A 21,878-nucleotide genomic window follows, 5' to 3' on the forward strand; every position below is an offset into this window, starting at 1 on the left:
CACAGGCTGGTCGAACTTCAACCTCGCGGCCGAAAGGCATACGGGTTCGAATCCCGTCCCGCCACCCGGCAAGCCCATGCGTGCTACGCATCCGCTCCATCGTGGCTACGCTCATGCCTGTTGTTCTGCGCTTTCGGGGTCGGGGTCTCTCGTTGTCTGTGCGGTCAGGGCGCGGGGCTCCGGGGATGAACCCATGAGTCGCCAGCGGCGGTATGGGGTGACTGGGCGGTGGTGCTCGGTGTAGCCGCCGTTTGGGAGGCGGAGTAGTTGGCCGGTTTCGATGCCGTGCTGCGCGATCTGTGTGTCCTGTTGTTGCAGGCCGAGGCAGATGCGGCGGGTGATCAGGAATGCGGCGGGTGGGCCCAGGATCAGGAGGGCCTGGAAAACGTGCAGGAGTGCGTTGACCGATAGGTGGAACAGCACAGCCATGGTGTCGGCGCCGGCTGCGGCCCAGAGGACGCCGTAGAAGGTCATGCCGGCGACGCCGATGCCGGTTCGGGTCGGGTTGGTGCGTGGGCGCTCGAGGAGGTGGTGCTGCCTGTGGTCGCCGGTCAGTCGCTCCTCGATGAACGGGTAGGCGGCGACGAGCGCAAGGAACAGCGTGCAGATCGCGACTGGCAGCAGTACGGCGACGGTGAAAGTCTTGCCCCACAAGACGAACTCCCAGCCTGGCGCCAGCCGAAGGGAGCCGTCGAGGAAGGCGAGATACCACGCTGGGCCGACACCGGCCGAGGCGTTCGCCGGATCCGCGGGACCGTACAGCCACACCGGGTTGATGGTCGCCGTCGCGCCCATGAAGATCGCAACCCCCGCGACGATGCAGAACAGGCCGGCGCCCTTGACCGCGGCCACAGATGCCGGGCGTCCCACCACGTTGTCTTCCGTTCGTCCGGGGCCTGCGGGCTGCGCGGGCTTGTGCCGGAGCGCGAGTACTGCGCTGGCAACGAAGAGAGCGACTAGTACGGCGGGCAGGACGACGATGTGCAGCGGGTAGAACCACGAGATCACGTCGCCCGGAAAGTGTCCCCCGAACAGCAGGGCCGAGAGGTCAGAGCCGATGAGCGGAGTCGCCTGCAGGACACCGTCGAGTACGGCGAGGCTCATGCCGGACGCCATGTCGTCCGGGAGCGAGGTGCCGGTCAGGCTCGCGGCCAGCATGACGACGAGCAGGCCGAAGACAACGAGCCAGTTCAGGCGCCGTGGCCGACGGAACCCGGCGGTGAAGAACAGCCGCAACAAGTGGAGCGTGATCGCCGCCACCATGATCAGCGTGGACCAGTGATGAACCTGGCGGATCAGCAGCCCACCGCGGACCTCGAAGGTGATCGCCATGGTCGAATCCAGTGCCCGGGACATCTCTACGCCCTGCAGCGGTGCGTACGGTCCGTCGTACACAACGTGCTCGACCGATGGTTCGTAGTACGCCGTCAGGACTACGCCGGTGAGCACGATCATGACGAAGCTGTAGAACGCGATCTGGCCGAACAGCAGCGACCAGTGGTCGGGGAATACCCTCTTTCGCAGGTTGCTCCATGGGCGGTGCATGCCTCGACCTCCTTGGTCCTCCTCCACGCCGGCCGCAATCCGCGGTCATACATACGACTCCGCACCCCTCGCGTCTGTGACGTCCCGTGTCGCACGTCACGCGCGCGTCACCGCTGGATCGACCGGTGCGGTGGTTGGCGACCTACGATTCGGCGGTGGGTTCTTCGCTGACGGTTCGCCCGGCTCGGGTCGAGGACGTCGCGCAGGTGGCGCTCGTGAATGTGCGGTGCTGGCAGGAGGCGGCCATCGCGAGAACCGCGTGGCTGTCGCGGAGCGCGACGGCGAGCTGGTCGGGATCGCCATGTCAGGCCCGCCTCTGGACGCCGGCGCGGCCTGGGCAGGGCAGCTATGGTCCGCGGCGTGCGGCACAGCCGGTAATCCAGTCACGGGCAAGCATCGGCCTGGGCCATCATGGTCATGGTGCTGAGCGACTGGGGAGGGTGCGATGCTCGTTGAGTTGGCTGTGGGTGATGCCTATGGCGCCGGGTTCGAGTATGCAGATCCGGAATTCGTGACCGCGCACAACACCTTGGCGGGGTACGTTCAGCATCCAACCCACTCGGGTATTCGGCCTGGCGCGTACACCGACGACACGCAAATGACGATCGCCATCGCCGAATTGCTGATTTCTGATGGGCCGTGGACGGTTGAGCGGATCGCCGAGCAGTTCGTACGGGTCTTCCACCGGGACCAGCGCGAGGGATACGCCGGCCGCTTCTATCAGCTGCTGCGCGCGGTTCGTGATGGCGAGGAGTTGCTGTCCCGGATCAAGCCGGACAGCGACAAGAGCGGGGCGGCCATGCGGGCAGGGCCGTTAGGGCTGCTGCCGGATGTGTCCGACGTACTGTGCTATGCCGCCGTACAGGCGCGTGTCACGCACGATACGTCGGCCGGCATCGAGGCCGCGCAGGCCGCCGCGCTGGCTGTGCACTATTGCCACTTCGAGCTGGGGCCGGTGTCGGAGGTGGGGCGTTGGGTCGACCGGGAATTGGTGCCGAGTGGTGGTCGCGGCGGCTGGGCACGGCCTTGGCGCGGCAAGGTAGGTCCGCGGGGCTGGATGAGTGTTCGGGCTGCCCTGACCGCGATGACGACGAGCAGCAGCCTGAGCGAGGTTCTACGGACCTGCGTAGCCTTTACCGGCGATGTCGATACCGTCGCCACCGTGGCGCTCGCCGCGGCGTCGCGCTCGCCCGAGATGACTCCCGATCTACCTCGCGTACTGCGACGCGACTTGGAGAACGGGCCATACGGCCGGGGTTACCTGTCGCAGCTCGACGCCCGATTGCTGTCTCACCTGTCCCCAGTCGTGGTGGCCGGTGCGGGCGGCCCGTCCCTGCTCGGCCTGTGGAGCGACGATTCCCTCTACCTGGGAGGAATGGAGGGGAATCGAGTCGCCTTCCTGGACGGAGGTGTTGGCTGGTTCGAACACGCCAATGCGCTCGCCACGGAAACGCAGCGCTTCACGTGGGAGCACGAGCCGACCGGGGGCATCCGAATCCGCTTCGTCCGGTACCTGTACCGCGAGAACGGCCAACCAGCAAAGGTCAAGGAGCACTGGCAATCCGAGCCGCTGGTCATGACCGCGCGGGTTGGCCGGGGCACAGACGCACTCGACGGCGAGGCGACAGTGCTAACCCTGGCAGAGCCCACTGGACCCCCTCGCCGATACGCGCTCGTCCGCCGCGACATTCGAGACACCGACGCTCCAGCCGGCAACCTGGATTGAGTCCCGGCATCGGCCCGATCGGTGGCAATCCCATCCGCATACCCCACGGACACTCGGTCCGCCGGCAGTTGACCGTTGCCGGAACCCAACCGCCTCAACGGCACACATCGGACCCGCGAGTCCCTATGGCTTCAGGTACGCGTTGACCTTCGGAAGGAGTTCGGGCAGGGGGCGGTGCATGTCTAGCTGGAGGTAGTTGTCCGAGGGGCGTTGGATGCGGGTCATCCCGTCGCGGAAGAAGGCCTCGCCGTCTACCAGGTCGTCGCCGAGGTCTACTGGTGGATAGTTGACGCCGCGGCGGTGGGTTCTCAGGCGCGGTCGGCGAGCGAGCCTCTCGTCGAGGAGCTTCAGGTCATGGATCTGGCACTCGATGTATCTGTAGGTCGCGTCGTGCTGCCTGGCGATTTCCATGCCTTCGGTCAGGATCCTTGGCCAGAAACACGGGCTGTCCATGATCACGTCATGGCCTTGGGCGAGCGCGTGACGCGCCAGCGCGTACATGACCTCGTACGCCGGTTTGGCGCTACCGGCGAGGTCGACGCCCGCGTCGAGAAGCGCGGTCTTGATGACGTCGTAGTCGACGGCAACCGCACCAAATGTATCGACGACGTGGGCGGCGATGGTGGACTTCCCGGAACCTGGAACGCCCGACATCTGAAGCAGGAACATCGCTCCCCAACTCTTCAAGCGGACGGCGGGACCGAGGTCCACAGGCCGCACCACTGGTTGGCGCCGTACTTTCGAATCGGTCTACCTCGGTGAAGCCTAGCTTGCTGCGAGGCGCGTCGAGCGCGGGTCAGACCGCGCAGGCCGTGCGAGTTGGTTCAGGCGGTTGACCATTGCGGGTAGGGCGGTGAGGTCGTCGGTTGTTGTTGTGTCGAGGTCCTCGCCGTTCATCCAGCCGGGGGGTGTGTCGCCGTCGAGCATTACGCCGATTCGCTCGGCTATGTGGCACAGCTTCAGGGAATCGCTGCGTAGGAAGAGGTTTTCGCCGGTTGCGGCGAGCTGGCCGCCGCTGTCGACGTACGCCTGGAGGATGCGGCTGATCTGTTCGATCTGCTCGCCGCCGAAGGTCAGTGCGGTGCGGCCGATCTCCAGCGTCGCGCTCTCGCAAGCCACGCTCTCCCAATCAATCAAGATCGGGCCCTGAACCCGCGTTGCTGTCCAGCCCGAATCCACTCGACCCAGTCGTGCACGCGCAGAGTGCCCAGCTCGTTGATACGAGCCGCATATCCGAAGGCCGGCCTGACCGGGGTCACCGGGCGTGCGATCGGCAGGCCACGAGCCAAGGCATCAGCCTCCAGCGTCATGGCATCCGCGATCCTCGGCTGCCAGGCTGGGTCGTCCATGCCCCAGAGCTGCTTGACCAGAAAGTCAGCCGACTCTGTTCGCAGCCTCCACGTCTTGAAACTCGTGTGTTGCACGGGCTTCAACGAGTCGACCGGACGATCGAGGCCGAAGGCTGCCGCGATCGCCTCTTCGGACCGGAGCATCATGGGGCTAGGCGGTAGACCGAGACGTGCGAGGGGGAGTCGGCGGTGAAGTCGGAACCCGTCCAGTCGGCGTGGCGGGATTCGAGGGTGAAGCCGGCTAGTTGGGCCATCAGGTCCAGTTCCGATGGCCAGATGTAGCGGTGCGGGGTGCGCGCGAGTTCGGCCTGGGCGCTTCCGCTGACGGCTTCGGGGAAGTGGAAGTGGTGGGAGACGACGTGCTGGTTCAGGACGTCGTACGTGTCCATGAGGATGTACCCGGGTTCGGCGATACCGACGGTGGCCGGGAGGCCGGGTGGGAGGCGGCGGAGTTCGGGGACCCAGAGTTCGATCACGAAGCTACCGCCGGGGGAGAGGTGGCGAGCCGCGTTGCGGAAGCACTCGACCTGCTCGGCTTGCGTCAGCAGGTTGGAGATCGTATTGAAAACCAGGTAGACGAGGGAGAACTCACCGGGAACGCGGGTGGTGGCCATGTCTCCGATGACGACCGGGATCGTCTCCTCGTCGGCCTTTGCGCGTAGCTGATCGACCATCGCCGTGGACAGCTCGATGCCGCTCACCGGTACCCGTTCGGACAGCGGTACGGCGACCCGACCGGTGCCGATCGCGAACTCGAGCGCCCGGCCGTCACCCGCAAGCGCGGCCAGCCGGTCCACGGTCGGCCCCAGCACCTCGGGTGCGAACATCCCGGTGCCAGGTGTGTCGTACCGCCGCGCGATGTCCGCGCCCCAGAGGTTGTCCTGCACGTCAGCCACCTTTCGATCGGTCCAGCGCAGCTTGTCCTCGTCGCCCGATTCGCCGACCTTCCGGAATCCCAGGCGTTCGTACAGTCGGCGGGCGTTGGTGTTGGTCTTCTCCACCCCGAGATCGAGTGGTACGGCGTTCGTCGCCGCCTCGACCTGGAGATCGGTGATGATCGCCGTACCGATGCCGCGGTTCTGCACCTCCGGGAGGAGCTGGATACCGCACAGTTCCACGGATTCCGGGGTGCGGCTGATCCGCAGTCGGCCGACGCGTTCGCCGTACAGCTCGATGACGGAGGTGTCCGCGAGCGTCTCGATCGTCCATTCGGCGAACCCGGCCCGCCACTCCACCTCGTCGAAGTCGGCCGGCAGACGGGTCGCGGCAATGGACACGTCGGTGAGGAAGCCGACGTCATCGGCGGTGGCCGGGCGGATCCGGTACGGCGCTGCCATGACTGGCCAACCTACGCAGCCGACCCGTGATCCTCCACGGGTTTTCCGGGGGATCCGCTGATAGACGTCTGTGAGAAACGTTGATCGGTGCGGATCGGCGAGGGTGAATAGGGATGTGGAGAGTTACCGCAATCCGGTGCTGGCGGCGGCTGTGTTTGCGCCCCCGGCCGTGTGTGCGCTGCTGATCCCGTTCCGGGACACCTTCGACAACGCCAATCTCGCGCTCCTGCTGGTGGTGGTGATCGTTGCGATCGCCGCCTGCGGGGTGCGGCCGGCCGGCATCCTGGCGGCGGTGTCGAGCGCGTTGTGGTTCGACTTCTTCCTGACCGTGCCGTACAACTCGTTCGACATCCGGCACCGCGACGACATCGAGACCACCGTCCTGCTGGTGGTGATCGGTGCCGCGGTCACCGAAATCGCGATCTGGGGCCGTCGGCAACAAGCCCGCGCGTCGCGGCATCGCGGCTACCTGGACGGCGTGATCACCACCTCGCAGGCGGTCGCGGCCGGTGGCTCCACCGACGAGCTGATAGACCACGTCCGCGCCGAACTCACCGCCGTACTGGGGATCGACGGCGCGAAGTTCACCACTGGAGGTAAGCGTGGAGCCGCCGCGGTACTGAACGCGGACGGCACCGTGACCCGGGCCGGCCGGGCGCTCAAGGTCGAACGCGACGGCCTACCGACGAACACCGAGATCGAGCTCGCCGTACAGCATGCCGGCGAGGTCCGCGGCCGGTTCCTGCTCACCGCCGCGGCGCGGATCGCCCGGCCCGATCTCGAACAGCGCCTGGTCGCCGTTGCCCTGGCCGACCAGGTCGGCGCCGCACTCTCCTCCCGGGAAGCCTTGCGTCCCCACCTCTGACTGGCCTGCGGGAGCACCTCGTCCCGGGTGGCCACGGCCCCGGCGTCGTACCTGCCCACCCAGGTACGACGCCGCACCGCAACCAGCCGCGTTCGATCGGTAAGCGATTGGTTTGTGCAACCGTTTGCCGGCTGGGCGGTTGCGGTTGGGGAACAGGGGAGTCATTCTCAGACGTTGTTAAGGGTGTGACCGTAGTATCGCTGTACGGCCCCGGATGTGGGTCACCAGGAGGATGACAATGCAGAGCAGTAACCCGGTCCTGAACCGGTCGAGTGCGTTCGCGCCTGGCCATGGCCAGGCATATCCGGGGGCCGCTCCGTACGGCCAGCCTGGGCAGTACGGCTACGGCGGGCCGGGCGAGCCGCCGCAGCAGTACCAGGGCGCGCCGGCCGACAGCCGCCCCATGACGTTGGACGACGTCATCGTCAAGACCAGCCTGACCCTGGGTGTGGTCGTCCTGGCCGCCGCGCTCGCGTGGTGGCGGACGCCGGACAACCTCGTCGGTCCGGTGTTCCTGGGCGGTGCGTTGCTCGCCTTCGCGCTCGCGATGGTGCTGAGCTTCTCCCGCCGGGTGAACCCGGTGCTGGTGATGGTCTTCGCCGCCGCCGAGGGCGTGTTCCTCGGGATCGGCAGCAAGTTCATCGCGAACTGGGTCGATGACCCGGGCATCGTCGTGCAGGCTGTGCTCGCGACGATGGTGACGGCCGGTCTGACCCTGGCGACGTACAAATACTTCGCGATCAAGGTGACACCGCGGTTCACCAAGATGGTCATCATCGCCACCATGGGCTTCGCCGGCGTGATCCTGATCAACTTCATCGCCAGCCTGTTCGGCTTCAACTCCGGGATCGGCGGCATGGGCCCGCTGGGGCTGCTGTTCGCCGCACTCGGTGCCGGCCTGGCGGTGTTCAACCTGATCCTCGACTTCGACATGATCGAGCAGGGTGTCCGCCACGGCGCCCCGCAGAGCGAGGCCTGGCGGGCCGCGTTCGGCCTGACCGTCACCCTGGTCTGGCTGTACTGGAACCTGCTCCGCATCCTCGCCATCCTGCGTGGCGGTGACTGACCGCACGACCTGACACCCGAAGGGCCGGCCCAGGTGGGCCGGCCCTTCGGCGATTTCCACCAATTCAGGAATCCGGACGGGGATCGTCCGGATGTCGTTCTAGCGTGGGGCCATGACGACGACCGAGTTCCAGCAAGCTGACGGGGTCGAGGACTGGCGTGTCCTCGATGGTGACGCGACGGCGTGGTTCGACGCGCCGTCGCAGAGTGCGGGGGCCGCGCTGGTCGCTCGGATGGGGGAGTTGACCGACGGTCTGCCCGACGTGGATCTGCGGGCCGGCGGACTGCGGGTGCGGATCGGCGCGGCGTCGGACGCCGACGTGGTGCTCGCTCGTGCGGTGTCGACGGCGGCTCGGGAGCTGGGCTTGGCGGCCGATCCGGGCGGACTGCAGCTGATGCGCTTGGCGATTGATGCCGCGGACACGCTTTCGGTGAAGACTTTCTGGCAGACCGTACTCGCCTACGAGCCGATTGGCGCCGACAGCCTCGGGGATCCGTTGCGGCGAGATCCGGCGATCTCGTTCCGTCGGCGGGATGATCCGCGCCCGCTCCGCAATCGGATCCACGTCGACGTCGTCCGGGGACCGGAGGCGGTGGATGCGGTCAAGACCGGCCTGGGCCAGGAGGCGTACGGCGCTAATCAGCTCACGATCGCCGATGACGAAGGGAACGAGATCGACCTGGTCCCGGGTCGTCAGCTCTCGACGGAGACCACCGACTGGCGGACGAACTTCGGCGCGATGACGTTCTATCCCACCACGTCACCGGAACAGGCCACCCGTTTGGCCACGGCTGTCGCCACGCTGGCCGACGATGCTGGTGTGCCGGTCCTGGTCGATCTGCGGCCGGACGGCGTCACGATCGATAGTGGAAAGGATCAGTGGGAGGACGAGGCGGGGGCGGCCAGGCCAGACTTCGTTGACTTGGCCGGTCGGATCCAGGCCGCGGCGCGCGACCTGGATCTCTCCGCCGAAACCACCCACCTGCGCTTCGTCCAACTCGGCTTCGACGCGCTCGACGTCGCCGCCGTACGGGCGTTCTGGACAACCGTCCTCGGCTACCAGCATGACCCGCGACTGTTCTTGAGTGACATCTACGACCCGCGCCGCCTGAACCCGGTCCTCTTCTTCCAGCCGCTCGACCCAGCAGACGAGGCCCGCCGCCGCCAACGCAACCGCCTCCACCTCGAGCTGGCCGTCCCCCACGACCAACTCCGGTCCCGCGTTGACGCCGCCCTCGCCGCCGGCGGCCGAATCCTCACCGACGGCTCTCCGGAGCGTTGCCTACTAACCGACCCCGAAGGCAACGAGCTCACCCTCATCACTCAGCCCTGAGGAGCCGGGCACAACAAGAAGACCCGCCCCTCCACCTGAAAGGGCAGGTCTTCTGTTCTTAGACTCCTGTTCGGCTCGTCAGCCCATTCGCCGGTGCGCCTTGACCAGGTCGTACTCGTGGACGATGGCGGTTGCGTGCCCGTGCGCGAGGGCGTACTCGCTGGAAAGCCATCTCACTCTGTCGTCGAAGCGCAGGAACGACGGTCCGTCGTTCATCAGCTGGAACCACTCGGTCATCTCGCGTCCGGTGCACCTGGGCACCTTCTCCACCAAACGCTGGTGCGTCTCCTCGGAGTGGTTCAAGCCCATCTTCGCCTCCCGTCATCGGGGTACCGCGTAGTTATCGACTGTGCACCACACAGACGCCGCTAGGCAAGACTCACTCCATCAAAATGCAACCACAGAGCATGAAAGTCGCCGCTCAGCGGACGCGCTATTGCCCAACAGGTACGGCGGTGACGTCCTCGTCGACCCGCTCGACCTCGGCCTTCGGGTGCCGGCGCCGATGCCGCAGCTCCGCCCAGCGACCCCGCGGACCGCGCTCGCGCCCGGCGACCTCGGTGGCCGCGACCTCCGTGCCGGCCGTCCGGGCAGCCTGTACGGCGGCCTCCGCGATCGGCAGGATCGCCTCGCCCCGGAACGGCTCCGGATGGACGAACGACTCCGGCCCGACCCCCACCGCGGCCGCGACCGAGGGGAGCAGCGCGGCGGAGGCGGCGGCGTACCCGGTGGCCGAGGGGTGGAAGTTGTCCCGTCCCCACATGGTCGGGTTGGTCCGGAACACCTCGCCGAGCAGCGACCCGAGGGACACAGTTCGGCCGCCTGCCTCGACCACTGCGATGGTCTGAGCGGCGGCCAGCCGGTGGGACCAGGACCGGGCGACCTGCCGCAGTGGCGGCATGATCGGCCGGACCACGCCGAGGTCCGGGCAGGTACCCACCACCACCTCACAGTGCGCGGCCCGCAACCTGCGGACCGCGGCCGAGAGCAGCCGAACCGAGGTCGACGGTGGCATCTTGGCCTTCACGTCGTTGACGCCGATCAGGATGACCGCCACCTGCGGCCCCGCCTGCAGGGCGGCATCGACCTGCGCGGCCAGATCGGTCGACTTCGCGCCGGTCTTCGCCACGTCGATCAGGCGCACCGGGCGCTTGGCCAACTCGGCGAGACCGGACGCCAGCAGGACGCCGGGCGTCTCCTCGGGTGACTCGGTGCCGTAACCGGCGGCACTGGAGTCGCCGAGGATGGCGAACGTGATCGGATGTCCTGGATACCGGCCGAACAGGCCGTCGCCCGGAGTCGGGTAGTAACGCATCGGTCCGATCACGCGCTTGGCATACTCGGCCTCAGCGGTCAGTACGCCGTACAACGTGGCACCGATGAGTCCGAGTCCCCCGCCCCCCAAGGCTGCGGCCTGGGCCAGTCGCTTCGCGGCCCGGGCTCTACTCATAGGTCCAGGATTACACGCTGTGACAGCCGCGCAAGTGAAAATAGGGGAACGACGCGCAGATCACTACAGTAAAGATGTGCGCTACGCAGAATCTCTCCTGGACCTGGTCGGCAACACCCCGCTCGTGAAGCTGGGCAAGACGACCGACGGTGCCAAGCCCCTCGTGCTCGCCAAGGTCGAGTACTTCAACCCCGGCGGCTCCGTGAAGGACCGGATCGCGGTCCGGATGATCGAGGCGGCCGAGGCCTCCGGCGAGCTCAAGCCGGGCGGCACGATCGTCGAGCCGACCTCCGGCAACACCGGTGTCGGGCTGGCGATGGTGGCCCAGCAGAAGGGCTACAAGTGCGTCTTCGTCTGCCCGGACAAGGTGAGCGAGGACAAGCGCAACGTGCTCAAGGCGTACGGCGCCGAGGTCGTCGTCTGCCCCACCGCCGTGGCACCGGAGCACCCGGACTCGTACTACAACGTCTCCGACCGCCTGGTCCGCGAGATCGAGGGCGCCTGGAAGCCGAACCAGTACGCCAACCAGAACAACCCGCGCTCGCACTACGAGACCACCGGGCCCGAGCTCTGGGAGCAGACCGAGGGCAAGATCACCCATTTCGTCGCGGGCGTCGGCACCGGCGGCACGATCACCGGCACCGGCAAGTACCTGAAGGAGGTCTCCGGCGGCAAGGTGCAGATCATCGGCGCCGACCCGGAGGGCTCGGTGTACTCCGGCGGCACCGGCCGGCCGTACCTGGTCGAGGGCGTCGGCGAGGACTTCTGGCCGGAGACGTACGACCGGGAGATCTGTGACCGGATCATCGAGGTGTCGGACGCGGACTCGTTCGCGTTGACCCGGCGGCTGGCCCGCGAGGAGGCCATGCTGGTCGGCGGCTCGGCCGGAATGGCGGCCGCGGCCGCCATCCGGCTCGCGCACGAACTCGATGACCCCGAAGCCGTCATCGTCGTCCTGTTGCCGGACGGCGGCCGCGGCTACCTGACCAAGGTGTTCAACGACGACTGGCTGGCGCAGTACGGCTTCCTCGCCGGGGCCCGGCAGGGTACGACGCTCGGCGACATCCTGGCCCGCAAGGACGGCAGCATGCCGCCGCTGGTCCACACCCACCCGCACGAGACGATCGCCGAGGCGGTCGCCATCCTGCGCGAGTACGGCGTCTCGCAGATGCCCGTGGTCCGGGCCGAGCCGCCGGTGATGGCGGCCGAGGTGGCCGGCGCGGTGTCGGAGCGGACGTTGATGGACGCCCTGTACTCCGGCAAGGCGCGGCTGGCCGACATGGTCGAGCAGCACATGGACCCGGCGCTGCCGTCCCTGGGCGCCGGCGAACCGGTCACCAAGGCGGTTCAGCTGCTCGAGGATCGGGACGCCCTGATGGTGCTGGACGACGGCAAGCCGGTGGGCGTTCTGACCCGGCAGGACCTGCTGGTCCACCTGTCCGTCGACTGACTGTCCCCGCGGCGCGGGAGAGACTTATCGGTCTACGACCGAGGGCACGATGGCGAGCAGAGCCGTGACCACGATGCCGATCACGATGGCCGCCGCTCCGGCGAGCTGAAGGATTTCCATACCTCAAGAATCCTTCAGCGCGGCCGTCCGGACATCGGTCCGAGGAGTGGTCTTGCCGTCATCCCAAGGTCGCACGAAGGACGCACCGCACTCCTACTTCAGGAGTGCGGGTAAACCCCTAATGGACCAGCACGAAGTCAGCCGGATCCAGGCGGCGGGTACGGCGCCAATAAGACACGGTGAACTCGGGCCAGATGGTCGAGTTCCGCCCCTGGGCGTCGAGGTACCAGCTGTTGCAGCCGGACTGCCAGACCGTGTCGCCGAGCTCTCCCTGGATCCCGCCGACGAACCGTTCCTGGGCCTCCTCGCGGACCTCGACGTACGACGCTCCACGCCGCCGGAGCAGGTGCAGAGCCTGCATCACGTAGCGGACCTGGGCCTCGATCATGAACACCATCGAGGAGTGGCCGAGCACGGTGTTCGGGCCGACCAGCAGGAACAGGTTCGGGTAGCCGGCGACGGTGATGCCGAGGTGTGCGCCGATGCCGTTGCGCTTCCAGTGGTCGGCCAGGTCGACGCCGTCCTTGCCGAGGATCGGCATCCGGGTCAGGTTGGCCGACACCTCGAACCCGGTGCCGAGCACGATCGTGTCGCAGAGCCGTTCGACCCCGTCCGAGGTGACCACGCCTGTCCGGGTGACCCGGGTGATCGGGGTGGTGACGACGTTCACGTTCGGGCGGGCCAGCGCAGGATAGTAGTCGTTCGAGATCAGGATCCGCTTGCAGCCGATCTGGTAGTCCGGGGTCAGCTTGGCCCGCAGGTCGGGGTCGGTCACCTGCTTGTGAAGGTGCCGTTTCGCCTGTAGTTCAAGGCCTTTCATCAACTTCGGGTTGCCCGCGAAGCCGAGACCACGGCCCTCGAGTCCCCAGTAGATCGCGTTGCGGATCGCGCGCTGACCGGCCGGGAACCGCTCGTGCAGTCGTCGTTCGAGCGGGCCGATCGCGCGGTCCGGCTTCGGCGTGATCCACGGTGGCGTCCGCTGGTACACGTCCAGGTGCGCGACGTCGGTAGCGATCTTCGGGACGAACTGGATCGCCGATGCGCCCGTGCCGATCACGGCGACGTTGCGGCCGCGCAGGTCTTCTGAGTGATCCCATTGGGCCGAGTGGAACGTCGTACCGGCGAAGGAGTCGAGGCCTGGGATGTCCGGGAGCTTGGGCTGGTGCAGGCTGCCGACACCCGCGACCAGGGCCTGCGCCTCGATCGTCTCGGACCCGTTGACCGTGACGGTCCATTGGCCGGTCGCCTCGTCGAACACGGCCTCGGTGACCTCGGCGCCGTACCGGATCTTCTCGGCGACGCCGTACTTGTCCGCACAGTGCTTGAGGTAGGCAAGGATCTCGTCCCAGGGCGCGAACATCCGGGTCCAGTGCGGGTTCTGCTCGAACGAGAACGAGTACAGGTACGACGGGATGTCGCAGGCGCAGCCGGGATAGGTGTTGTCCCGCCAGGTGCCGCCGAGTTCACCGGCCTTCTCCAGGATGACGAAGTTCTCGCACCCGGCCTGCCGCAACTTGATCCCCATGCACAACCCGGCGAACCCCGACCCGACGATGACGACCTCGGCCTGTGTCATAGCAGCGAAGGTTACCGGCGAGTCACGTCACCGGGCTAGTGCTTCAGGCGGTACAGGGTCTCGCCGGCGTTCGGGATGACGAGCGTGTCGGGGTCGTTCTCGTACGCCGTCAGGTCGAAGTCGGCCGGATCCAGATAGGCGAGGTTGGCCCGCTGTACGACTTCCTCCGGGATGCCGGTCGCGAGGGTGACATGGACGCGGAGGTGCTCGCCCGTCGCGGGGTCCCAGGTGCCGGCGCCGCGGAGGTGGGTGGAGTGCGCGAGGACGCCCCAGTGGAGGTCGCGGAACTGCTCCCACTGGCCGAGGAAGTAGTCGCGGCAGTGGTAGCCGATCTCCTCGATCTCCGGGTGCATCGCGGCGAGCTCGGTGACGTGCGGGGCGTAGAGGATGACCTCGCCGCCGTCGGCGACGACCGGCTCGACCTTGTAGAAGCCCTTGGCCGCGGTCCAGATGTCCTGGTACTTGGCCGGCATCAGCGACACGACCCGCCGGACCGGGTGGTCGAGGTAGCGGACATGGGTCTGGGCGGAGATCTCGGCAGCCGCGCGCCAGGACGAGATCGTGTCGCCGAAGGCCACCGCGTGCAGGGCGTTCGTGCCCGACTGGGCGACCACCGACAGGGCCAGCTTCTCCGCCGGGATCAGCGCGGCGGCCTCGTCGATCAACGCCCGGACCGGCGTGATGCCCGGCGTACCGATGACGTTCGCGCTGGTGATCAGGGCGCCGAGCCAGTGGGAGAAGTCGATGACCTCCTGACCGGCGACACCGGGGAAGAAGTACTTGTTGCCGCCGGAGAAGCCGACCACCTCGTGCGGGAAGACCGGGCCGACGACCAGCGCGACGTCGTGCTCGACCACGGCCCGGTTGAGTTTCACCGGTACTTCGTCGCGCAGCATCTCGTCGGAGATCTCACCGACCCGGTCCGCGTGGATCGTGCCGAGGTCGGCGAAGGTGTCGGGTTTCCACCACTCGTGGTTGAACACGCCGTCGTACTCGCCGCCGAGGTGGGTGCGCAGCTGGTCGGGTGTCATCTCCGCGTGGGTGCCTAGGGCAACCAAGATGGTCAGCTTGCTGACCCGGCCGTCGAGGGCCTGGTGGACAGCCTTCAGCAGCAGCGGGAGCGGGCAGCTGCGGGTGGCGTCCGGGACGATCACGCAGACACTGCGGCCCTCCAGCCCGGCACCGCTCAGGGAGTCGCCGACGAAGCTCGTCACCTCGTCCTCGGTCAGCACCTGGCCCGGTCCACCGATCACCGCCGCATCCATACCGACCACCCTAGGGCACATCGAACCGCTCCGAGCCGTGATCGGCAGTGAACCCTTGGTAGACAACGGGATCACGTCATCGGCAGGTAAGGCGCCGAGCCGTTGACCGGCTGCGGTGGTCGGCGCACGATCGGCGGTGTCAGCTGGGGAGCCGACGGCGCTCAAGGGGGAGTTGCAGCATGTCTGACACGATCGAACGGCCGGCAGGGGCGAGACCGGAGGGGTTCGGGGGAGTGGTGCTGCAGGCGGGCGACGCCGCGTACGACGAGGCCCGGACGGTCTTCAACGCGATGATCGACAAGCGGCCGGCGATGATCGCGCAGTGCGAGTCGGCGGCTGACGTGGTGGCGGCGGTGAGGTACGGCGTCGCGCGGGAGCTGGAGATCGCGGTCCGGGGAGGCGGTCACAGCGTGGCTGGGGCCGGGGTGAGCGACGGTGGTCTGGTGGTGGACCTGCGCCGGATGAACAGTGTGCAGGTCGACCCGTCGGGGCGGATCGCCCGGGTCGGCGGGGGTGCGACGTGGGGCGACTTCGACCGGGCCTGCCAGCCGTACGGCCTGGCGACGACCGGCGGCCGGGTATCGACGACCGGGGTCGCGGGTCTGACGTTGGGCGGCGGTTCGGGGTGGCTGGAGCGGAAGTTCGGGCTGGCCTGCGACAACCTGATCTCGGTCGAGCTCGTCACCGCGGACGGGCGGCTGCTGATCGCGGACGAGACGAAGAACACCGAGCTGTTCTGGGCGCTGCACGGAGGCGGCGGCAACTTCGGGGTCGCGACGTCGCTGACGTTCCGGCTGGAGGAGGTGCCGACGAGCACGCTGGCGATGCTGCTGTGGCCGGCCGAGGCCGGCCCTGCCGTGGTCCGCGCGTACCGGGACATGATCGAGGCGGGCGTCTCCGAGAACCTCGGCGGTGGCGTGCTGTTCCTGACCGGGCCGCCGGAGCCGTTCGTCCCCGAGCACCTGCAGGGTCAGCGGGTGGTGGCGGCCGGCGCGATCTACGCCGGGCCGGAGGCAGAGGCGCGGGACGCCTTCGCGCCGATGTTCGCGCTCGACCCGGCGGGCGAGTTCGTCGCCGAGATGCCGTACGCCGATCTGAACTCGGCGCTCGACGATCCGCCGGGGTACCGCAACTACTGGTCGGCCGAACACCTGTCGTCGTTCCCCGATGCCGCCGTACAGGTGTTCAGCGACCGGGCTCTCGAGATGCCGTCGCCCTCGCCGTCACAGCAGATCGCCATCCCGTGGGGTGGCGCAGTACTGCGGAACGCCGAGAAGTGGCCGCTTCCGCATCGGCGGGCCGCCTGGGTGGTGCACCCGTTCGGGCTGTGGTCGGATCCCGCGGACGACGCGCGGGGGCGGCAGTGGTCGCGGGATCTGTGCGCTGATCTGCAGGAGTGGGCGACCGGGTACGTGTATCTGAACTTCATCGGCAACGAGGGGCAGAACCGGGTGATCGCCGGGTTCGGGCAGGAGAACTACGACCGGCTCTCGCGGGTCAAGTGCGAGTTCGACCCCGAGAACGTGTTCCACCTCAACCAGAACATCCTCCCCGGCTGGCCGTCAGCGGGTTGACGGGTGCGTCGCCTGGTGGTCCCGCACGGAGTGGGGTAGGCGGGACCACTGGACGGCGGCGACGACGGCGTACGTGATCGCGGCCAGCGGTACGGACCAGAGCCGGAAGAAGGGCAGCTGCCCGGTGACCGCCGTGGCCGCGAAGATCACGCCGAAGACGGTCAGCCCGGCCCTGGTGCCTCGTCGTCGGCTGTCGAGCGTGGTGGCGGGCAGCGGGCCCATGTGCCGATCCAGTACGACGGACAGCGCTGACAACCCGACCACGGCCGCGACGGCGAAGATGATTCCGCCGGGAGGACCGCCGAGGACGATCATGAAGGCATTGGCCGCGGTCAGGACGGCGACCGCGACCGCCATGTCCAGCGCGCCGAACGTCAATTGACTCATCCGCCGCTTCCCCAGGTCGACGCCGTCCGCCGTCTTCACCGGGCCTCGTTCGCCGGCCAACCGCCGTACGGTGAGGATCAATCCGGCGATCAGCACGATGAGGATCAGTACGCCGACCACGGACAGGACCGCGGACCTCGTCGGCGAGATGAAGTCCCGGACGTCCCCGTTCCCGAAGTCGCAGGTCGCCGACGGCGGGAACCAACCGGTGTGCACCTCGACGCTCGCGCTGTCACTCCCACCGAACCGCAACGCACACGCCTCAGCCGAATCCAACCACCCAGGCATCGAGGTAACGACCGCAACCGTCCACCCCAACCCCAAAACCAGCCCGACCCCGAGCAACGTCCCCGCAAGCCGTTTGATCCACTCCACGCCCCCAACCCTCTCATTGGGTGCAGAACGACAGGAGGTATCCCAGCCCCAGGGCTCCCCTCCCGCTCGACCGCCACCCAGACCGTCCCGCCACAGCCAACACCTCCTGTCCGTCTGCATCCATAGTTGAGAGATGACGGCGTACGAGGGGTCCTACCTGTGGGAGATCCGCCAGCAGGTCGGCTCCCGGTTGCTGCTGATGCCGGGCGCCCAGGTCCTGGTGGTGGACGAGGCCGAGCGGGTGCTGTTCCAACGGAGCCGGGACTCCGGCTTATGGGAACTCCCCGCCGGAGCCGCTGAACCAGGCGGAAGCTTCCGCACCACCGCAGCACGCGAACTCCTCGAGGAAACCGGCCTGAAGGTAGCGGAGGAGGATCTGGTCCCGTTCGCCTCGCTGTCCGAGGCGGACCTTCACACCCTCACCTACCTCAACGGAGACGTCCTCCACTGCTTCGCCCTGTGCTTCGAGGCCCGCCACTGGACGGGCGACCTAACGCCGGCGACGGACGAGGTGCTGGAGTCAAGCTTCTTCGACGAACCCCCGGCCGACTCACATCCGCCCACCCAACTGGTGTTGAAGCTGTACGACGCGTATCGCGCGTCCGGGCGGTTTCAGGCTCGGTAGTAGCAGCCCGGCCCCGGCCAGGTGGCAGCACGGTGGCTTCAGCCGCGGCCAGTAGAGCGCCGTCGTGTCGTCGACTGTGGGGAGATGGTTGCGGGCAAACGATTGCCGGCGACACGGTGCTCACAGTCGATGACGCACTCGGGCCTTGCCTGACGCGGCACTAGATGTTTGCCCCGCTGCCGGCTTGGATCTCCCGGCTGGTTCCCTGGGTCGTCTGGAAGGTGATCCCTGGTGGTTCGCTCGCTGACGAACTTCAATCGAAGGACGGGAGGGGAGGGATCATGAGCGAACGAGACGACTTCCTGGAGTGGGTGGGGACACGGCTTCGGGATGCGGAGGTGGCTCTGCACAACGGGGACGCCGATCCGCGGCGGGTGATCTGGTCTGCGACGGATCCGGTCACCATCTTCGGCGCGTGGAGAGCTGCGAACGGCCCGGCGGAGGCGCGGGAGGTGTTCGGGCGACTCGAGGAGAACTTCGCCGACTGCACGTCGTACACCCTTGAAGTGATCTCGGCCGATGTGAGCGGCGATCTCGCGTACACCGTCGGGTACGAGCACACCGCCGACAGTTGGCAGGGCGAGCCGCAGAAGTACACGCTGCGGGTCACTCAGCTGTATCGGCGCGAGCAAGGCGAGTGGAAGGTCTTCCATCGCCACGCGGACACCGTGCAGACAATCGACTCGTCTGCTTAGCGAACAGGGGTGTCGAAGGGACACCAAGGTCTGGTACGGGGGTCGGTGCGGGGGCCGCAGACGATGTTCTGGGTGGGGACCGGCTGGCCGTTGCGGAAGGTGACGATGGTGATGGGTTTGTCGACCGGGACACGGCGGCCGATGGTTCCGCCGAAGTCGATGTTGCCGGTGACACCGCGATAGCCGCGTTGCGCGCCGCCGGCGTCGGTCACCGACTGCAGCGCGGTCCACACGGTGCCGCCGTTGATGGCGATGTGGTCGCGGCGTAGGTAGCTGACCGCGACGATCGCTGTGTACGCCGCGTCGTAGTTGAGCGCGGCGTGTCCGTCCAGGGTGCGTCCCCGCCCGGTCTTCTCGTACGGGAAGAGCTCGTTCAGCTGCGCGTAGAAGTCACTCGCCTCGGCCGGTCCGTCGCCGACCAGCTCGGGCGCCAGCGCGAGTGACAGGTATTGGAACGGGATCGATCGGTTCGCGCTGCTGACCGCCCGATCGGCGACGTACGTCGTCGTGTCGTCACCCGCGAGCACGTACGGCGCCTTGTCCCGGCAACGATCGGCGAGACCGCCGACGAACGCCTGGAAGTCGACTCGTCCACGGGCCGCGTACAGCACCACACCGTCCGCGTCGCACGCGTCGCGCCCCGCGGTTCCGGCGTCCATCGTGGCGGTCTCTTGGCCGCTCGGCGTGAACGAAACAGTCTCGACCGGAATGCGGCGGGCGGTGAAGCTCGCCTTGAGATCCGCGGCCAGGTTCTGGCTGTAGGTGTCGGTCGGGTCGTCGGACTTGTAGATCCGGGCTCGTCGCGCCAGCGGCCGGCCGAACGGATCCTTGCCCTTGGCCAGCAGTTGGTCGACGTTGGCCGCGGCGACGGCGGCCTCCCGCGCGTTCTGCGGGCTGATCTGGAAGTACAGCTTGCTGACGTTGACCATCGAGTCCGCGGTCAGCGTGGCCGCGATCGTGGGCAACCCGACTTCGGCCAGCGCCTTGATCGTCGTCGCGGTGGACTCCCGGCTCTCGACCATGCCGACCACCGCGACGATGCTCGGGTCGGCCGCCGCCAGCTCACCGAGCTGCCGGGCGACGCGCTGACCGTGCTGCAGCCGGGGCCCGGCGTTCGCGATCAGCACTCGTACCAGCGGTTCGTAGCTCTGCGTCGGCTTGGCCAGCTGCACCGCCTGGGCGACCGCCATACCGGCCAGCTGCTCGCGTTGGGCGGTCTGCTCGTTCTCGCTCTGGCGCTCGTCGGCGACCGCGGCCATGAACACGAGGGTGATCAGCGGCCGCTCCGGCTGTTGCTTGCTGAGCTCCAGCGCCCGATCGTTCTGCGAGCGGATCGTCGTACGCACCTCGTCGAAGGACTTGCTGGGCAGCAGGAGCGCGTTGCTGCCATACGTGACGCCGACGCAGGTCCCGTCGATCCTGATCACCGAGGTCGCGGCGGGCTCGATACCAGGCCAGCTGAAACCGTCACCACAATGCCGGTAGTCATCCACCAACCCGAACCCGGCATATCCGCCGAACACGATGCTCAGTACGGCGACCGCGATCACCGCACCGCCTCGACGGGTACGCCACCACGGACGCCGTACCCGGTCCAGTCGCTCGACCGGCCGTGCACCGTCGGAGGACGTCCTACCGCCGGTGTCGGACGGGGGCGCCGGCGGTTTGGGCGGGACGATCCGAGGCAGGCGTGACGGGCCCTTCGACGACGCCGGCGCTTGGGTGTTCGCCGAGGCGCCGATGGTGAGCGGGATGAGCCACGCCTCGATCTGGCGTTGCCGGCTCTCGCGCTGCATCCGGTTCCGCCAGGCCTTGACCAGGCTGTTCGACCGGACGTCGTACGACGTGGCCGGCGGGGGCGCGGCCAGTGGCGGGACTCTGTTGCCGACGGTTACCAGCAGGAGAGGGTCGAAGAGCCGGGTGTCGTTCCGGACCTCGGCAACCGTCCGCAGCAGCGTGTAGCCGCCGTTGCGCCGGCTGATCCCGCTGAGCAGCACGACCGGGAACGTGGTGTGGTAGCCGTGGATCCAGCCGGCCCCACGGAAGTCTTCGCGAAGATCCTCGAGGAACGCGTTCACCAGCAGCCGGGCCACCTGGCCGGGCTTCTCACCCTGCCACTCGTCCTTGCTCAGCCGCAGGCCCAGCTCGAAGAACGTATCGTTGCCGGGAGCAACATCAGCCTGGCGGAGGAACCAGCGGTAGGTCCGGCCGACCAGCGGGAGCTTGCCGCTGTGCCGGCCGCGCAGGAACAGCGGCAGGAAGATGATCCACAGCAGCCGGCCCCAGAGCGGAAGATCCGCCTTGATCTCGCCGGCCTGGGTGCCGCCCTCGCTGGCCCGGGTGACGGTCCGCTGGTAGAGCCGTTCGCGCAGATTCGAGCGACGATCCTTGACCGTGTCACCCGTGACCACCGTCGACATCAACCACACGGCCAGCCAGAATCTCGGGAAGCGGTACGAGCCACCGTTGCCCGTGGCCAGTCCGTCGGCGATCAGCTTGAGGACCTTCACCAGCTCTTCGACGTCGCCGGTGGTGACGGGTGCGAGCTTCGCGTCCGCCGGTGGCGAGACGGCGGCGGCCGGAAGATCGATCTTGACGTGCGGCACCTGCGGTCGCCCGTCCGCGGCCTTCAGGCGCGCGGAGATCGCGTCGACCAGGCGCGTTCCGGCTGCCGGATCCGGCCTCCGGCGGACGGTCGTCGATGGGTCCATGGTCGGCTGGACACATCCCAGGATCGGCGGTGTCTCGTCCAGCGAGCACCGCCGATGCCGTCGCCGGTAGAGCTCGCGAACTGTGTCGATGAGTGCCTTGAACCCCTCGACAGAGTCGAAACCGTCGTTCACCCCAGCTCCTTGCGGATCGCCTCATCTCGCAAGCGCCGACGGTCAAGCCCGGCGCGAGCCAGTTAGCCTAGCCTTCGCGCAGGGTAGCTGTCGCGTCACCTAGCAGAGCTATCGCAGCTGACTCGCCTGGGTACGGAGGAAGTCGGTGGCGGAGCGAGGCGTGATTCCCCTTTGGCGTAAGGGTTCGTCGTCCCAGTCAGCCGCGCGCAGATCCTGCAGCAGGCCGCCCCCGAACGCGGACGCGAGCCCCGCAACCCCTCACACGTCCGATTCGTTCAATACCTGAGGAGGGTGCGG

The 21,878-nt window shown here is 67.8% G+C and carries 19 protein-coding genes; 8 read left to right on the top strand and 11 right to left on the bottom strand.

Features of this window, described 5'->3' with window-relative positions; all coding sequences use genetic code 11:
- Positions 1–111: 111 nt before the first annotated feature.
- A complete protein-coding gene (gene qcrB / locus V9K99_RS20075; RefSeq protein WP_337001292.1) occupies positions 112–1,545 on the bottom strand; it encodes a cytochrome bc1 complex cytochrome b subunit in 1,434 nt (477 codons plus the stop codon).
- Between the two features lie 445 nt (positions 1,546–1,990).
- Between qcrB and V9K99_RS20080 the strand changes: the two genes are divergently transcribed.
- Positions 1,991–3,271, top strand: a complete 1,281-nt coding sequence (locus tag V9K99_RS20080) for an ADP-ribosylglycohydrolase family protein (RefSeq protein WP_337001294.1) — start codon at positions 1,991–1,993, stop codon at positions 3,269–3,271.
- Between the two features lie 123 nt (positions 3,272–3,394).
- Here the strand turns inward: V9K99_RS20080 and V9K99_RS20085 are convergent, their stop codons facing one another.
- The 4 genes from V9K99_RS20085 to V9K99_RS20100 all read right to left on the bottom strand — a co-directional run bounded on the left by V9K99_RS20085 (position 3,395) and on the right by V9K99_RS20100 (position 5,957).
- Positions 3,395–3,940, bottom strand: a complete 546-nt coding sequence (locus tag V9K99_RS20085; protein WP_337001296.1) for an AAA family ATPase — start codon at positions 3,938–3,940, stop codon at positions 3,395–3,397.
- 96 nt (positions 3,941–4,036) lie between these two features.
- Positions 4,037–4,408, bottom strand: a complete 372-nt coding sequence (locus V9K99_RS20090; RefSeq protein ID WP_337001298.1) for a hypothetical protein — start codon at positions 4,406–4,408, stop codon at positions 4,037–4,039.
- Positions 4,405–4,767, bottom strand: coding sequence for a hypothetical protein (locus tag V9K99_RS20095; RefSeq protein WP_337001300.1), 363 nt, complete (start codon positions 4,765–4,767; stop codon positions 4,405–4,407). Before V9K99_RS20095 ends, V9K99_RS20090 begins: the two co-directional genes overlap by 4 nt.
- Positions 4,764–5,957 (bottom strand): GNAT family N-acetyltransferase, encoded by a 1,194-nt coding sequence (locus tag V9K99_RS20100; protein ID WP_337001302.1) that lies wholly within the window; start codon positions 5,955–5,957, stop codon positions 4,764–4,766. The genes V9K99_RS20095 and V9K99_RS20100 overlap by 4 nt, the downstream gene beginning before the upstream one ends.
- A 115-nt stretch (positions 5,958–6,072) precedes the next feature.
- Between V9K99_RS20100 and V9K99_RS20105 the strand changes: the two genes are divergently transcribed.
- The 3 genes from V9K99_RS20105 (at position 6,073) to V9K99_RS20115 (ending at position 9,221) form a co-directional block, all read left to right on the top strand.
- The gene (locus V9K99_RS20105) at positions 6,073–6,822 is read left to right on the top strand and encodes a DUF4118 domain-containing protein (protein ID WP_337001304.1); all 750 of its coding nucleotides are present in this window, start codon (positions 6,073–6,075) and stop codon (positions 6,820–6,822) included.
- Between the two features lie 238 nt (positions 6,823–7,060).
- Complete coding sequence (locus tag V9K99_RS20110; RefSeq protein WP_337001306.1) at positions 7,061–7,888, top strand: Bax inhibitor-1/YccA family protein; 828 nt, start codon at positions 7,061–7,063, stop codon at positions 7,886–7,888.
- A 112-nt stretch (positions 7,889–8,000) separates the two neighbouring features.
- Positions 8,001–9,221, top strand: a complete 1,221-nt coding sequence (locus V9K99_RS20115; protein WP_337001308.1) for a VOC family protein — start codon at positions 8,001–8,003, stop codon at positions 9,219–9,221.
- Positions 9,222–9,299: 78 nt separating this feature from the next.
- Here V9K99_RS20115 and V9K99_RS20120 read toward each other — a convergent pair whose 3' ends face one another.
- On the bottom strand, positions 9,300–9,530 hold the full coding sequence (locus V9K99_RS20120; protein WP_337001310.1) for a DUF4287 domain-containing protein: 231 nt from the start codon (positions 9,528–9,530) through the stop codon (positions 9,300–9,302).
- 124 nt (positions 9,531–9,654) lie between these two features.
- Positions 9,655–10,671 (bottom strand): SGNH/GDSL hydrolase family protein, encoded by a 1,017-nt coding sequence (locus V9K99_RS20125; RefSeq protein WP_337001312.1) that lies wholly within the window; start codon positions 10,669–10,671, stop codon positions 9,655–9,657.
- A gap of 76 nt (positions 10,672–10,747) precedes the next feature.
- Here V9K99_RS20125 and V9K99_RS20130 point away from each other — a divergent pair, with 76 nt between their 5' ends.
- Entirely contained in the window at positions 10,748–12,121 is a 1,374-nt protein-coding gene (locus V9K99_RS20130) for a cystathionine beta-synthase (protein ID WP_337001314.1), read from the top strand.
- A 238-nt stretch (positions 12,122–12,359) separates the two neighbouring features.
- Here V9K99_RS20130 and V9K99_RS20135 read toward each other — a convergent pair whose 3' ends face one another.
- Together V9K99_RS20135 and V9K99_RS20140 are read right to left on the bottom strand one after the other, a co-directional pair.
- On the bottom strand, positions 12,360–13,817 hold the full coding sequence (locus tag V9K99_RS20135; protein WP_337001316.1) for a flavin-containing monooxygenase: 1,458 nt from the start codon (positions 13,815–13,817) through the stop codon (positions 12,360–12,362).
- Positions 13,818–13,852: 35 nt separating this feature from the next.
- Positions 13,853–15,082, bottom strand: a complete 1,230-nt coding sequence (locus V9K99_RS20140) for a lactate racemase domain-containing protein (RefSeq protein WP_337001318.1) — start codon at positions 15,080–15,082, stop codon at positions 13,853–13,855.
- 179 nt (positions 15,083–15,261) lie between these two features.
- Between V9K99_RS20140 and V9K99_RS20145 the strand changes: the two genes are divergently transcribed.
- Complete coding sequence (locus tag V9K99_RS20145) at positions 15,262–16,656, top strand: FAD-binding oxidoreductase (RefSeq protein ID WP_337001320.1); 1,395 nt, start codon at positions 15,262–15,264, stop codon at positions 16,654–16,656.
- On the opposite strand, the gene V9K99_RS20150 is transcribed toward V9K99_RS20145, so the two are convergent.
- Positions 16,645–17,418, bottom strand: coding sequence for a hypothetical protein (locus tag V9K99_RS20150; protein WP_337001322.1), 774 nt, complete (start codon positions 17,416–17,418; stop codon positions 16,645–16,647). The genes V9K99_RS20145 and V9K99_RS20150 overlap by 12 nt on opposite strands.
- Positions 17,419–17,551: 133 nt before the next feature.
- On the opposite strand from V9K99_RS20150, the gene V9K99_RS20155 reads away from it, so the two are divergent.
- Together V9K99_RS20155 and V9K99_RS20160 are read left to right on the top strand one after the other, a co-directional pair.
- Positions 17,552–18,043, top strand: coding sequence for an NUDIX domain-containing protein (locus tag V9K99_RS20155; RefSeq protein WP_337001324.1), 492 nt, complete (start codon positions 17,552–17,554; stop codon positions 18,041–18,043).
- Between the two features lie 281 nt (positions 18,044–18,324).
- Positions 18,325–18,738, top strand: a complete 414-nt coding sequence (locus V9K99_RS20160) for a YybH family protein (protein ID WP_337001326.1) — start codon at positions 18,325–18,327, stop codon at positions 18,736–18,738.
- On the opposite strand, the gene V9K99_RS20165 is transcribed toward V9K99_RS20160, so the two are convergent.
- Positions 18,735–21,581, bottom strand: coding sequence for a hypothetical protein (locus tag V9K99_RS20165; protein WP_337001328.1), 2,847 nt, complete (start codon positions 21,579–21,581; stop codon positions 18,735–18,737). The genes V9K99_RS20160 and V9K99_RS20165 overlap by 4 nt on opposite strands.
- Positions 21,582–21,878: the final 297 nt, after the last annotated feature.

The sequence above is a fragment of the Kribbella sp. CCNWLW201 genome, assembly GCF_037203805.1.
Lineage (GTDB): Bacteria > Actinomycetota > Actinomycetes > Propionibacteriales > Kribbellaceae > Kribbella.